This is a genomic window from Pedobacter sp. 22226 (assembly GCF_052045455.1).
GTDB lineage: Bacteria > Bacteroidota > Bacteroidia > Sphingobacteriales > Sphingobacteriaceae > Pedobacter > Pedobacter jeongneungensis.
On record NZ_JBQEPB010000004.1, the window covers coordinates 221,050 to 234,008 of the forward strand.

The 12,959-nt window shown below is 38.6% G+C and carries 13 protein-coding genes; 7 read left to right on the top strand and 6 right to left on the bottom strand.

Features of this window, described 5'->3' with window-relative positions; genetic code table 11:
- Nucleotides 1-15 precede the first annotated feature (15 nt).
- On the bottom strand, nt 16-1,071 hold the full coding sequence (locus tag ACTJKC_RS10520) for an ATP-grasp domain-containing protein (RefSeq protein WP_440791706.1): 1,056 nt from the start codon (nt 1,069-1,071) through the stop codon (nt 16-18).
- 103 nt (nt 1,072-1,174) lie between these two features.
- Entirely contained in the window at nt 1,175-1,882 is a 708-nt protein-coding gene (locus tag ACTJKC_RS10525; RefSeq protein ID WP_344852118.1) for an esterase family protein, read from the bottom strand.
- A gap of 180 nt (nt 1,883-2,062) precedes the next feature.
- On the opposite strand from ACTJKC_RS10525, the gene ACTJKC_RS10530 reads away from it, so the two are divergent.
- Nucleotides 2,063-2,875, top strand: a complete 813-nt coding sequence (locus ACTJKC_RS10530) for an alpha/beta hydrolase (RefSeq protein WP_440791708.1) — start codon at nt 2,063-2,065, stop codon at nt 2,873-2,875.
- Between the two features lie 230 nt (nt 2,876-3,105).
- On the opposite strand, the gene ACTJKC_RS10535 is transcribed toward ACTJKC_RS10530, so the two are convergent.
- Entirely contained in the window at nt 3,106-3,783 is a 678-nt protein-coding gene (locus ACTJKC_RS10535) for a TIGR02117 family protein (RefSeq protein ID WP_440791710.1), read from the bottom strand.
- A gap of 63 nt (nt 3,784-3,846) precedes the next feature.
- Nucleotides 3,847-4,260 (bottom strand): hypothetical protein, encoded by a 414-nt coding sequence (locus tag ACTJKC_RS10540; RefSeq protein ID WP_440791712.1) that lies wholly within the window; start codon nt 4,258-4,260, stop codon nt 3,847-3,849.
- A 130-nt stretch (nt 4,261-4,390) separates the two neighbouring features.
- Between ACTJKC_RS10540 and ACTJKC_RS10545 the strand changes: the two genes are divergently transcribed.
- Nucleotides 4,391-4,843 carry a VOC family protein gene (locus ACTJKC_RS10545; protein WP_440791714.1) on the top strand — a complete coding sequence of 151 codons (453 nt, stop codon included), beginning with the start codon at nt 4,391-4,393 and terminating at the stop codon, nt 4,841-4,843.
- A 286-nt stretch (nt 4,844-5,129) separates the two neighbouring features.
- Here the strand turns inward: ACTJKC_RS10545 and ACTJKC_RS10550 are convergent, their stop codons facing one another.
- Entirely contained in the window at nt 5,130-5,489 is a 360-nt protein-coding gene (locus tag ACTJKC_RS10550) for a DUF4180 domain-containing protein (RefSeq protein WP_440791716.1), read from the bottom strand.
- 236 nt (nt 5,490-5,725) lie between these two features.
- Between ACTJKC_RS10550 and typA the strand changes: the two genes are divergently transcribed.
- The 5 genes from typA (at nt 5,726) to ACTJKC_RS10575 (ending at nt 12,259) form a co-directional block, all read left to right on the top strand.
- Nucleotides 5,726-7,531: a translational GTPase TypA gene (gene typA, locus ACTJKC_RS10555; RefSeq protein ID WP_344852114.1), complete on the top strand. Its 1,806-nt coding sequence runs from the start codon at nt 5,726-5,728 to the stop codon at nt 7,529-7,531.
- Nucleotides 7,532-7,858: 327 nt separating this feature from the next.
- Complete coding sequence (locus ACTJKC_RS10560; RefSeq protein WP_440791719.1) at nt 7,859-8,785, top strand: lysophospholipid acyltransferase family protein; 927 nt, start codon at nt 7,859-7,861, stop codon at nt 8,783-8,785.
- 93 nt (nt 8,786-8,878) lie between these two features.
- Nucleotides 8,879-9,793 (top strand): lysophospholipid acyltransferase family protein, encoded by a 915-nt coding sequence (locus ACTJKC_RS10565; protein WP_440791721.1) that lies wholly within the window; start codon nt 8,879-8,881, stop codon nt 9,791-9,793.
- 39 nt (nt 9,794-9,832) lie between these two features.
- The gene (locus ACTJKC_RS10570; protein ID WP_440791723.1) at nt 9,833-11,023 is read left to right on the top strand and encodes a serine hydrolase domain-containing protein; all 1,191 of its coding nucleotides are present in this window, start codon (nt 9,833-9,835) and stop codon (nt 11,021-11,023) included.
- A gap of 192 nt (nt 11,024-11,215) precedes the next feature.
- Nucleotides 11,216-12,259, top strand: a complete 1,044-nt coding sequence (locus ACTJKC_RS10575; RefSeq protein WP_344852110.1) for a hypothetical protein — start codon at nt 11,216-11,218, stop codon at nt 12,257-12,259.
- Nucleotides 12,260-12,392: 133 nt separating this feature from the next.
- On the opposite strand, the gene ACTJKC_RS10580 is transcribed toward ACTJKC_RS10575, so the two are convergent.
- Nucleotides 12,393-12,953: a type 1 glutamine amidotransferase domain-containing protein gene (locus ACTJKC_RS10580; protein WP_440791725.1), complete on the bottom strand. Its 561-nt coding sequence runs from the start codon at nt 12,951-12,953 to the stop codon at nt 12,393-12,395.
- Between the last annotated feature and the right edge of the window lie 6 nt (nt 12,954-12,959).

Here is a 12,959-nt window from a genome sequence, read left to right on the forward strand (position 1 = left end):
GAATTTAAATCCCAATTATTTTTTTGCTGCCGCTTCTTTAGGCTTTGCAGGCGCTTTTTCGGTTGTGGTCACTTTTTTTATTGTTGCCGTTTTGGCTGCTTTCGGTGCAATTTTCGCAATTAATGGCGTACCGCCAACAGAAGCTTTTATGTATTGACCCCAGGTTAAATTATCCTGACCGTCTTTTTGTGCTTTTGCCCTTTCGATTGCATAATTTGCTGTGGTTTCTACTACCCAGTCAAAATTCTCCTGTCCAACGCTATTAATATCTGCATCAGGCGCCGGATTACAAAAATCGATTGCAATAGGCACGCCATCACGCACGGCAAATTCTACTGTGTTAAAGTCGTAGCCTAAATATTGGCATAATTTCAGGGTATATTCCTCAACCGTTTTTAGCAGCTTTGGATCAGGCGATTTACCCTCCGTTGCATAACGTAAATGGTGCGGGTTGCGCGGATCGTACTGCATAATGCGTACATGTTTGCCGCCAATGCAATAACACCTGAAATATTCTTCGAAAATGATTTCTTCCTGCAAGAGCATCACCAGTTGTTGTGTGCCGCTGTGTTTATCAAAAAAATCTTCTTTGTTATGTAGTTTATAAACATCTCGCCAGCCCCCGCCATCGTAAGGTTTCATATAGGCCGGGAAACCGGTATATTCGAAAATGGCGTCCCAATCTAACGGCATTGTTAAGTTAGAAAAAGATTCACCTGTGGTTCCGGTAGGGTGTTCTCTTGAAGGTATTAAAGCCGTTTTTGGTACAGGCACACCAATTTGTTCGGCCAGTGCATTATTGAAAAATTTCTCATCAGCACTCCACCAAAATGGATTGTTAATTACGGCCGTTCCGGTAATGGCGGCATTTTTTAAAGATGCACGGTAGAAAGGCACATCCTGCGAAATGCGGTCGATAATAACCGAATAACCTAAAGGTGCATTCTGAAATATTTTGTCGATTTTAACCGCTTCAGCGGTAATACCATCTACTGCTTTTTGATTGATTCTTTCGATAACGGCTTCAGGAAAAGAACGCTCCTGTCCGAATAAAATCCCTATTTTTTTCATTGGTACTATGTTAGTTTAATTGTTTAACTGGTTAATCGTTTAATTGTTTGGTGATTATAGTTTAAATTGACTTTGGATTTAGTACTCGGGATGCAGGACTAAACTAAAGCTGTGCAATATAATTGGGGAACATCTCTCTCCAGATCGGCCAGTCGTGGTCGGCATTTTGCCTGATATCAAGCCAGTGGTCGATGCCTTTTCTACTGAGGATATCTGATAAACGCTCATTGTCCGGCCGGCACATGTCGCGGTCGGTTGTTCCCAATACGATTTTCATGTAATGCAGTTCAGGGTTACTGTTGTTTAACAGATAATCTACGGGGTTATTGAAATACACATCGTCATTGTAAAAACCATCCAGCTGGCCCGAAATGTCAAAAGCCCCGCTCATGCTAAACATGTGACTCACCAGCCAGGGATGCCTGAAAGCGAAATTTGCGGCGTGATAACCTCCGAAACTACAACCCGCAGTAATAATTTTGCTGTGGCCGGTTTCCTGACGGGCCAGAGGCGCAACTTCTTCAAGCAGGTATTTGTCGTACCAGATGTGGTTTTTGACACGGTCTGCGGGATGGATACTTTTGTTGTACCAGCTCAATTTATCAACGCCATCAGGACAATAGATCTTAATTTTTCCTTCATTAATAAACCCCTCAACAGAATCTATTAAATTGAAATCCTTATTTTCAAAATATCGCCCCATGCTTGTTGGGAACAGCAGAATAGGGATACCACCGTGACCAAAGATGAGCATGTCGATTTCGCCACTTAAATTCGGGCTGTACCATTTCTTATGTTCTTCTTTAACCATAATAAAAATTGAATGACTTAAGGTATAAATTTAAATCTGTAAAAAGAATTGTTTAAGCCCTAAATTGATGTAAAATCAAAGCGCAGTGTAAAAATTAGGCTTTGGTAATTAATAGTTTAGCGAGATTTGTACCTTTGCCCCGAAATTTCGAGGCGATTGCCATGTGATAGGGATTTGATTATGATGTACACAACAATTTTATCGGTAAAAGTTAATATCAGCAACTTTAAAATACCATCGTCTTATTTAAAGCACGATGTAGAAATAGATATTTATACACCTGAAGGTATTTTAGGGAATGAGAAAATAGAACTTTTATTCTTAAACGACGGACAGGATGTAGCCAAAATGAACTTCAGGCGGATTTTGGAAGATGCACATCATGGCAAAAGAAATCACAGGTTAATTGTTGTGGCCATTAAGGCATCAGAAGAGCGGCTGATGGAGTATGGCGTTGCAGAAGTACCCGATTTTAAAGGTCGCGGCGCGAAAGCCCAGCTTTACAATGATTTTGTGATTAAAGAATTACTGCCTTTTGTTAAAAAGAAAATTGCGATGCCCATAACCGGTAAGGTTGGTTTTGCAGGTTTCTCTCTAGGTGGTTTATCTGCTTTTGATATCGCCTGGAACAATCCTGCCGCTTTTGATGCCATTGGTGTTTTTTCTGGTGCATTTTGGTGGAGAAAAAAAGACCTGGCAGATGGTTATACCGATGCCGACCGCATTATGCATGCAAAAATTGAAAATACCGCCACCAAACCGGAGATGAAATTCTGGTTAATGACCGGTACAGAAGATGAAAAGGCCGACCGGAATAAAAATATGATCATCGATTCAATTGATGATACGATTGATATTGTTAAAATACTCCTTAAGAAAGGTTATAAAAAACCCGAAAATGTTTTTTATTACGAAAGAGTTGGTGGTAAACATGATGTACCCACCTGGGAAAGTGTGATGCCTGCTTTTTTAGATTGGGCGTTCGAGGTTTAGTAAATAGATAACGTCATCTAGACCGGAACGCAGTGGAGCGGAGAGATCTAATCTTGCATGAAGACCCTGAAATAAATCTGAGAGCTATCGGATCAAGGTGACGAACCACTGAAATCTGTCTCGATAGATTTAGCTTCGCTGAGCACTTACGTGGTTCTCGGCTACGTTGCACTCCGCTCGAAATGACGGTACGAGGGGAGCTGCGCTCTAGTCGAGAAGGACGAGCACTTCTACTCATACTTCAAAAAAATACCCGTATCAAAAATGGTCCATAGGCAACTTCGTTGCCCGCAACTTTTTAAAGCGCCGTTGGCCCAGGTGTTACAGGTTTTAAAAATACTATAGCTGCCATTGGCTTCATAAAAAGCATCGCCAATATCGTAATGAATGTTAGATTTAACGTTTATTAAGCGCCCTGATTCATCTTTCGTAAAACTGTTCAAAATATAACCGATTAATAAAAGATACTGTGCCTTGCTGATCATGATTTTTTTACAGTTCGCATCTTCTTTAATGTACTTGTAATAAGTGGTATGCATGGCCGATGTACTCAGTCCCGAGATTGCCCTTAAACCGTTACTCAATTTTAAATCCGAAAACTCTGGTGTTTCGAGGTAGAACTTTTTATCGCCCCAGCCCATGGCCAGGTATTGATAAGTGCTGTCAGCTTCTAAAGTGTTTTGATAACTGATTGCTTTCGTCCAGTTCATTTCTGTATTCACAGCCTGAACCACGATGTCGGTATGTACCCCATTTGTCATGATATAGATTGGAATCTCCTGTTTGTTTACCGGGTTTTTATTGACTGTTATGCGGGAGAAACAAAAAGCGCAGAGAAAATAGAGGAGGATAAGGCCAATAAGTGTAAAAAGTGAATTACGGGTATAGCGAAGAATCTTTTTAGTCATGCTGTTTAATATAAATGATTATCAATCAACAATTATTAATACAGTCAATAACGAATGGTAACCCTAATGGTGGCTTGCAGAAATTTTTAGGGTGAAAGGAATTACCTCATTTTTGAAATAATATTTACCGCGCATTTCTTTAGGTATTTGCTCATAGGTATCCCTGATGTTTTCTATGATAAAATAATCCGGAAATTCCTTCTTTGCTGCGGAATAGTGGTAAAACTTCATTTTCCGGTCGGCCTGTTCGTAACCTGTTTCCGTTAAAAACCGCGAAGCTTTTTTGTTCTTAAAAGTGACGGTTCTAATTTCACTGGCTGCAATATATCCGTCTGCCAATGAAAGTTTAATGGTCATATCTTTGGTTTTTCCTGTATAATATTCGTATTCGAATGCTTTTTGAGAAAAAACATAAACAGGTGAAACAACAAGAACAAAACCGATTACCATTCTTAATGCGATGGCTTTAACTATCATAATTACTATATAAAATTGCGTAATTCAATAAAGCTAGAAAATAAAATTAATGTGAGGTTATCAATTTTATCGATAAGTATATCAAAAAACATGATTTTTTGCAGCAGTTAGTTATGCCTACTTTCATAACATGATAAAGGGATTATTTGAAACACACATTTACGTAGAGGACCTGGAAAGATCTGTCGATTTTTATAGCAATGTTTTGGGCTTAACACAATGCCATTATGAAGAGGGGCGGAGGGTTGCTTTTTTCTGGATCGGTAAGCCACAGGAAGCCATGCTGGGGATCTGGGAAAAGCCAAAAGCAGAAATCGATATCAGGCACTTTGCCTTCCGTTGTGATGTGGAAGATGTGCTGAATAAATCAGTCCAGTTTTTAGAAGCTAATAGCCTCCAGCCCTATAATTTTCTTAAAAGCGGCGATCACGATCCTATGGTTTTTGCCTGGATGCCAGCTGTAGCCATTTATTTTAACGATCCTGATGGGCATGCGCTGGAATTTATTGCGATTCTGGAAGGTGAGGCCAGGCCTGATTTAGGGGTTATTTCATATCAGGATTGGTTGAATAGAGATCTTTAAATGTAATCTTATAAAGAATTGTCATCCTGAGCTTGAATTTGTTGCGAATCAATATGAATGACGGGGGGGTAATGCGTATACTCAAAAAATACCGTCATTTCGAGCGGAGTGCAGCGAAGTCGAGAAATCTATCTCGAGACAGATCTCTCCATTCCACTGCGTTTCAGTCGAGATGACGACGCTTTATTATTGGAGGCTGTTAATGGTAGCTTGTCGAAAGACCTATCATAACAAAACTTAAAGCATTTCAATAGGCTCAGTGTGACAAAGTTCATGGTCAAATGGCTTAACCAGCAAATTTTTGCAAGGCCTCGGCTATTGATGCCAGGAAATTGATGTGTTTGCCTTTATTACTCTCGTAAATAAAATCTTTAATGCTTTTGCTTTCGAATGCACTAAAATCGCCAATAATGGCAAGGCTAACCCGGTAATTTGAAAATTTTTGAAGAATTTCTCCTGCAATTCCGTTTTTCAGGTCGAAAAAATCAGGCGTAATATTTTGTTTATTAATCATAATTTTATCAAAACCCTGATAATATAAATTTCCTAATAAATCGAGGCCATCTTCAGTATTGTTAATGATCACTTCCTCCGAAATAATTTCGGCAATGTTGATATTATTTATAGTATGGGTCTCGATTTTCATCTGGGTTTGGAATAGGAGATGCGTTCTGATTTTACATTTTCTTTTGGCTAATTTAAATATTATGTTTTATACAGGGCATCCTTTTCAAATCAGTTATTAACCTGAAAAATGATGCGCTTCGCCTTTCTGTTTAAAAATGAGATAATTGCAACATTATCATAGCATTAAATAGTGAGTTATATAGTAGAAATTCCATTTCAAAACACTATCTTTGCGCCAAATTTGAGGCGCATTTTATGCAAAAGATTAGAAATATAGCTATTATAGCACACGTTGACCACGGTAAAACCACGTTGGTTGATAAGATTTTACACTCTTGTTCTATTTTTCGTGACAACGAACAAACAGGAGATTTGATATTGGATAACAACGATTTAGAGCGCGAGCGTGGTATCACGATTGTTTCTAAAAACGTATCTGTTCAGTACAAAGACGTAAAAATTAACATTATTGACACTCCTGGTCACGCGGATTTCGGCGGTGAGGTAGAGCGTGTTTTGAAAATGGCAGATGGTGTACTTTTACTTTGCGATGCTTTTGAAGGTGCAATGCCTCAAACACGTTTCGTAACGCAAAAAGCTTTAGCCCTTGGTTTAAAACCAATTGTGGTGGTAAACAAAGTGGATAAAGAAAACTGTCGCCCTGAAGAGGTTTATGAGCAGATTTTCGAATTGTTCTTTAACCTTGAAGCAACTGAAGAGCAATTGGATTTCCCGGTAATTTACGGTTCATCTAAACAAGGATGGATGAGTACCGACTGGCAAAAACCAACTACAGATATTTTTGCTTTATTGGATGCGGTTGTGGCCAACATCCCGCCGGCACCAATTAACGAAGGTACTTTACAAATGCAGATTACTTCGTTAGATTATTCATCTTTCGTAGGTCGTATTGCAATTGGTCGTGTTCACCGTGGTACCATTAAAGAAAACCAGCCGGTAACTTTAATTAAACGCGATGGCAAAATCGTTAAAACAAGGGTAAAAGAACTTTATACTTTCGAAGGTTTAGGAAAAATCCGTACCACAGAAGTAAGTTCGGGTGATATTTGTGCTGTTGTAGGTATTGATGGTTTTGATATTGGTGATACTATCGCTGATTTTGAAGCACCAGAACAATTACCGGTTATCAGTATTGATGAGCCAACAATGAACATGTTGTTCACCATCAACAACTCTCCGTTTTTCGGTAAAGAAGGTAAATTAGTAACTTCTCAACGTATTAAAGAGCGTTTAATTAAAGAAACTGAGAAAAACCTCGCTTTGAAAGTTGTAGAAACAGCTTCTCCTGATGCCTGGTTGGTTTACGGTCGTGGTATTCTCCATTTATCTGTACTAATCGAAACGATGCGTCGTGAAGGTTACGAGATTCAGGTAGGTCAGCCTCAGGTAATCGTTAAAGAAATCGATGGTAAAAAACATGAGCCGATCGAAACACTGATCGTTGATGTTCCTGCAGAAGTTTCTGGTAAAGTAATCGAATTGGTAACCCAGCGTAAAGGTGAGTTGTTAATTATGGAGCCAAAAGGCGATTTACAACACTTAGAGTTCGAAATCCCGGCACGTGGTATCATTGGTTTACGTAACAACGTTTTAACTGCTACAGCAGGTGAGGCGATTATGGCGCACCGTTTCAAAGCTTACGAGCCTTGGAAAGGTACAATCCCTGGTCGTTTAAATGGAGTATTGGTTTCAATGGAAAAAGGACAAACTACAGCTTATTCAATCGATAAGTTACAAGATAGAGGTCGTTTCTTCATCGATCCGGGAACTGATGTTTACGAAGGTCAGATTATGGGTGAGCACATCCGTGATAACGATTTAGTAGTAAACGTGGTAAAAGGTAAAGCTTTAACCAATATGCGTGCTTCTGGTACAGATGATAATACCCGTATTGCACCTGCAATTAAATTCTCTTTAGAAGAGGCTATGGAGTATATCCAGGCTGATGAGTATATCGAGGTTACACCTGCAAGTATGCGTTTACGTAAAATCTTTTTAACAGAACAAGAGCGTAAAGTTAAAGGAAAGCAGTTCGCTTAAACCCATAACTTCATACAGATTAATAAAGCCCCGGTGTAAATCGGGGCTTTTTGCGTTTAGATGGTTTTATTCGGGTTAACAAACAGGGCCTGGAAGTTGTCAACTCTTAAAATAAAGATTAGTTGGAACATCAGGTAGTGATAAAATCCTCATAAGATTTTAGGGTAATTTATTGCTTTTCAATTTGATGATTAATCAGAACGATGCTTTTGTGTCAATACTTTTTCATAAAACTTACAGGAGTAAAAAATTAACAATTGGATGGCAATTAATTTTCCTGCAGCTTTTAATTTTGCAGCTTAACAAGCAAACCAATCATCCCAAATCATGATTAATAAAGGGTTATCCAAGGTGGGTATATTTTTATTAAATGTGCTCTCTCTTTTGCCGCTATTTCTTTTATATAGATTGGCAGATGCTTTTTATGTATTGATTTTTTATGTTTTTGGCTACCGTAGAAAAGTAGTCAAAGAAAATCTGACCAATGCCTTTCCTGAAAAAAGCACTGCCGAAATTTTTGGGATAGAAAAACGATTCTATAAATTTTTGACTTCGCTTTTTATCGAAGTGATTAAAATGAAAAGCATTTCTAAAAAGGAGCTTAATAAAAGAGTCAGATTCAAAAATGTCGATCTGGTTGAAGCTTACCTTAAAAATAATGAAAGCGTAATCTTCTGTTCGTCACATTATGGCAATTACGAGTGGGTTTGCATGGCCATAGGTTTAAACTTTTCGGGCCAGCATTATCCCATTTATAAACCTTTAAGCAGCGAAGCTTTCGATAACTGGTTCCTGAATATGAGGAGCAAATTTGGTAACCATATGGTATCCATGCGCCAAACTTTAAGGGCCATCCAGGCGAGTAAAAATGAAGCTACCATGTTTACTTTTGGTAGCGATCAGGCGCCTTCAAAAGATGAGTCGAACTACTGGACCATGTTTTTAAACCAGGAATCATCAATCCAGCTGGGTGTAGAAAAAATTGCCAAAAAAACCAACCGTCCTGTTTTTTACCTAAAAATAAATCATTTAAAAAGAGGCTATTACGAGGTGGATTGTGTACCGATCTGTTTAAACCCGGCAGAAACTGCTGAATTTGAAATTACAGAAATGCATACCCGCTTTTTGGAAGATATGATCAAAGAAGCGCCGGCTTATTGGTTGTGGAGCCACCGCAGGTGGAAATACAAACCAGAACAGAAAGTTCAGAAGGTGGTTACACATGATCGAAATATTATGGATGCGATAGCTTAAAGGCTAATCCATTTGTCTAAAATTAAAATCTAACATTCTTGTGGCATAGTTTTTTGAGTTGCTTTTTAATTTAGCGATTCAACTAATTCTGGTATGATTAAAAAGGGGATTTCCCGTTTGGGAATATTTTTTTTAGGCGTATTATCTCTGTTTCCACTATCTGTTTTATACATTCTGGCCGATGGAGCTTATCTGCTGCTTTATTTTGTTTTCGGCTACCGCCGGAAAGTGGTGAGGGAAAATCTAATAAATGCCCTTCCTGATAAACCAATAAAAGAAATCGTTAATATCGAAAAACGTTTTTACCGTTACCTGGCTTCACTGATATTTGAGATTGTAAAAATGAACAGCATTTCTAAAGAAGAAGTAGAAAAACGTTTCATTTTTAAAAATAAGGCTCAGGTTCAGGCTTATTTAGACCGCGGGGAAAGCGTATTGATCTGCGCAGCACATTATGGTAACTGGGAGTGGGGCACGCTGGGCATCGGGCTCAATTTTCAGGCAGATCATTATCCAATCTATAAACCTCTAACCAATCCGGTATTCGATAGCTGGTTTAAAAAAGTTAGGGGCAGGTTCGGAAATAAACTCATTGCCATGCGCCAAACCATGCGTGCTTTGCAGGCCAGCAAAGGTAAGCCAAGTATATTTAGTTTTGGAAACGATCAGGCACCTTCAAAAGATGAATCGCATTACTGGACTACTTTTATGCATCAGCCAAGTTCGGTGCAATTGGGGATTGAAAAAATCGCCAAACGTACCGGTCAACCGATTTTTTATTTTAAAATAAATGTACTTAAACGCGGTTTTTACAGTGTAGATTGTGTTCCACTATGTTTAAATCCATCCGAAACCGCAGAATTTGAAATTACAGAGCTGCATACGCGCTTTTTGGAAAATATGATCAGAGAACAACCAGAATATTGGTTATGGAGCCATAAACGATGGAAATATAAACCCCGGATAAGCGCTTCGATGAAAGCAAATGAAATGTTAAAGCAGGCGTAAATTTTAAATATTTTATATTTGACGGCATATTCGCTTCTGATGAAAATCTTTAAAAAAACACTTGTAATTTTATTTTATGCGCTTCTTTTGTTTGTGGTTTTACTATTCCTTTGGAAACCCTACTTAATAAGGGTATTAAGATATAGAACACCCAACGCCGAAACCTATAAAATTTTTCCACAGGAAATTTCTCATAAAAGTGATTCAGCTTTTCATTTTATCAGCGCTGTAAAACAACGGAATGATCTGGATACGCTTCATGTGTTAGATGGAGATAATCATTCCATTCCTTTAAAAACCTATTTAAAAAACGGGCAGGTAAATGTTTTTATCGTCATCAGGAATGATAGTATTTTATATGAACGATATGATAAGGGTTATAGCGATAGTACCTTAATAAGTATATTTTCGGGAGCTAAGAGCATGATTTCTATTGCAATTGGTGAGGCATTGGCAGATCGCAGCATTAAAAGCTTAAATGATAAGGTAACACAGTATATTCCCGAATTAAAATCGAACCCCGCTTTCGAACAGGTTACTTTAAAAAACCTCCTGGATATGAAATCTGGTTTAGAATTTCAGGATGCCCTGGGCGGAATTGTAAAGGCATTTTTTTCTGATGAAGCCAAATATTATTATACTGATGATATGAAAGCCCAGTTAATGAAAGTTAAACTGGTAAATAAACCCGGTACAGTTTGGGTGTATAAAAGCATCGATCCGATTTTATTGGGCTGGGTTTTAAAAAAGGCAACCGGTAAATCGGTAGCGCAATATTTTGAAGCCAATGTTTGGAAGAAGATCGGTACACAATATAACGCCACCTGGGGGCTGGATCAAATAAACGGTTTAACCAATACCGCCAGTCGTTTCCAGGTAACTGCCATTGATTTTGCAAAAATTGGCCGGTTATATTTAAATAAGGGTAGGTTTAACGGAAAACAGGTTATTCCCGAAGATTGGGTAGATCAATCGGTTAATATTGGTGCTGAAAAACCAGCATCGGCAAAAGGCTGGCAAAAATCAGCACATCATTACCTTTGGTGGATTCCGCAGGAAGGCGATAAGGGCGATTATGCTGCAGAAGGGATGTTGGGGCAAAGATTATATGTCGATCCCAAAACGAATACCATTATTGTGCAATTTGCCGGTCATGGTGCAGGTAATTATCCTTACCGGAAAATCAGCAGGTATTTAAGTGCTTTACCATTTAGTTATCCTAAGGGTTAGCCACCGGGGACATGTTTTTTTAATCACTGATGTACACAGATAAACACGGGTGGTATATCTGTGTCTATCCTTTTTATCTGTGGTTAAAATTCTTACGCTGCGTTATTCTTTGTTTGCCCTATGGTTGACAACAGATATTCTTTGTAGTAAAAATTTAAACATATTTTGTAGAAAATAGTACATTGCCTCTGCATGGAAAACAACGATGTAAAAATTTCAAAAAAGAAGCCGATTTTTCCGGTTACCCCTGCTTTGCAGAAATATTTGCGTACCTATCAGCGCGAAGCGAAATTGCCCATCGGTTATAACGATCTGATGCAGTTTAACGAAGCTTTTCCTTTAATGGATAAATTCGGCAAAGATTCGCTTTGGGAAGGGCCTATTTATGCACAGGATTTAATTGAACCTTTGCATGAAGGTTTAAAGGAAATTTATGCCAACTTAAAAGCATCGGGTAACCTGCGGATTGTAGAACATAAATACATCGATAAAATTGAATATTGCACTTTCGGAAATACGCATCCCTTCCGTATTCGTATTGTAAACCGTTTAAATGATGTGTACGATTATTTCTATATTAAAAAAGCCGATGCCTCACGTATTTATGGATTGGAAATGGAAGAAATTCTTTCGCCCAATCAGGTAAATTATCTGGTTGATGGCGATACTTTGGTTGAAGAACATATTGCAGGGATTCCGGGAGATATTTTTACAAAGGGGCAGCTATATACACCAGAATTTAACCCCACCCGAATCGCAAAAGAGTTTGTTAAATTTAACGAACGCTGTTTAATTATGCTTTTGGGCGATATGCGTGCTTACAATTTTGTGGTACAGATTACACCTGATTTTGATGATATCCAGTTCCGTATCAGGGCAATAGATTTTGACCAGCAGTTTTACGAAGGAAATTTAAAGGTTTACTTGCCCCAGTTTTTTAAAGAGAATTTACCTTACGTAAAAATGAGCATGGAGCAATTGACGGAGAAAACCGTACTGCAATACCAGCAGGAAGAACGATCGTCTATTGTACACCGGGTGAGGAGCGAGCGGCACCGGCTAACAGATCTGCGAGATGTTTCGAACAAGGAAGAACTGACTACGCCCGAAAATATCGCTTTGCTAAAGCAAGGGATGAGTGATTATTTTAAGGATACAAATTATCTGCGTTGTAAAACCATGACGGATATTATTGAACTGAATATTAAAAATATTATCAGGCAGGTGAAATTGTAAGTTGTGGCGTTGTATGTGACCATCCGACACTGAAAATTATCCGTCAGATGATAACATCTGACGGCACAAAAGAAAAACGGCCGACAAATTGCCGACCGTTTTTGAGTGAATCTAGAAAGAGCGTCCAAAGTTTTTAGGCGTGTTGCCCTTCATGAACACCTTCGGCAAATTCCTCTACAATTTTATCGTTAAAAGCAGGTAAATCTTTTGGTGTACGACTGGTAACCAAACCCTGGTCTACCACTACTTCTTCGTCAGACCAAATGGCACCGGCATTAATCAGATCCTGCGAAATATTTTTTACAGAGGTTAATTTTCTGCCCTGTACTACATCGGCATTAATTAAAGTTTGCGGACCATGGCAAATTGCAGCAACTGGTTTTCCATCGGCAAAGAAAGATTTTACAAAAGTCAGGGCATCTTCATTAACCCGTAACTGATCAGGATTAATTACACCTCCCGGTAAAAGTAATCCGTTATAATCTTCAGCATTTGCTTCCGCAATGGTTTTATCTACATCAACTTCTATCGACCAGTGATCCTGATCCCATGCTTTTATTTTTCCGCTTTTTGAGGAGATAATGTGAACGGTGGCTCCTTCTTCTTTTAACCTTTTAACTGGTTCGGTTAATTCTACTTCTTCAAATCCGCTTTCTGAAAGTACAGCAATAGTGCGGTTACTTAATTGTCCCATAATCTT

Bases quoted from the DNA above. Each gene is read 5' to 3' on its own strand.
- ACTJKC_RS10520 (WP_440791706.1), bottom strand. From the start codon at position 1,071: ATGAAAAAAATAGGGATTTTATTCGGACAGGAGCGTTCTTTTCCTGAA.
- ACTJKC_RS10525 (WP_344852118.1), bottom strand. From the start codon at position 1,882: ATGGTTAAAGAAGAACATAAGAAATGGTACAGCCCGAATTTAAGTGGC.
- ACTJKC_RS10530 (WP_440791708.1), top strand. From the start codon at position 2,063: ATGATGTACACAACAATTTTATCGGTAAAAGTTAATATCAGCAACTTT.
- ACTJKC_RS10535 (WP_440791710.1), bottom strand. From the start codon at position 3,783: ATGACTAAAAAGATTCTTCGCTATACCCGTAATTCACTTTTTACACTT.
- ACTJKC_RS10540 (WP_440791712.1), bottom strand. From the start codon at position 4,260: ATGATAGTTAAAGCCATCGCATTAAGAATGGTAATCGGTTTTGTTCTT.
- ACTJKC_RS10545 (WP_440791714.1), top strand. From the start codon at position 4,391: ATGATAAAGGGATTATTTGAAACACACATTTACGTAGAGGACCTGGAA.
- ACTJKC_RS10550 (WP_440791716.1), bottom strand. From the start codon at position 5,489: ATGAAAATCGAGACCCATACTATAAATAATATCAACATTGCCGAAATT.
- typA (WP_344852114.1), top strand. From the start codon at position 5,726: ATGCAAAAGATTAGAAATATAGCTATTATAGCACACGTTGACCACGGT.
- ACTJKC_RS10560 (WP_440791719.1), top strand. From the start codon at position 7,859: ATGATTAATAAAGGGTTATCCAAGGTGGGTATATTTTTATTAAATGTG.
- ACTJKC_RS10565 (WP_440791721.1), top strand. From the start codon at position 8,879: ATGATTAAAAAGGGGATTTCCCGTTTGGGAATATTTTTTTTAGGCGTA.
- ACTJKC_RS10570 (WP_440791723.1), top strand. From the start codon at position 9,833: ATGAAAATCTTTAAAAAAACACTTGTAATTTTATTTTATGCGCTTCTT.
- ACTJKC_RS10575 (WP_344852110.1), top strand. From the start codon at position 11,216: ATGGAAAACAACGATGTAAAAATTTCAAAAAAGAAGCCGATTTTTCCG.
- ACTJKC_RS10580 (WP_440791725.1), bottom strand. From the start codon at position 12,953: ATGGGACAATTAAGTAACCGCACTATTGCTGTACTTTCAGAAAGCGGA.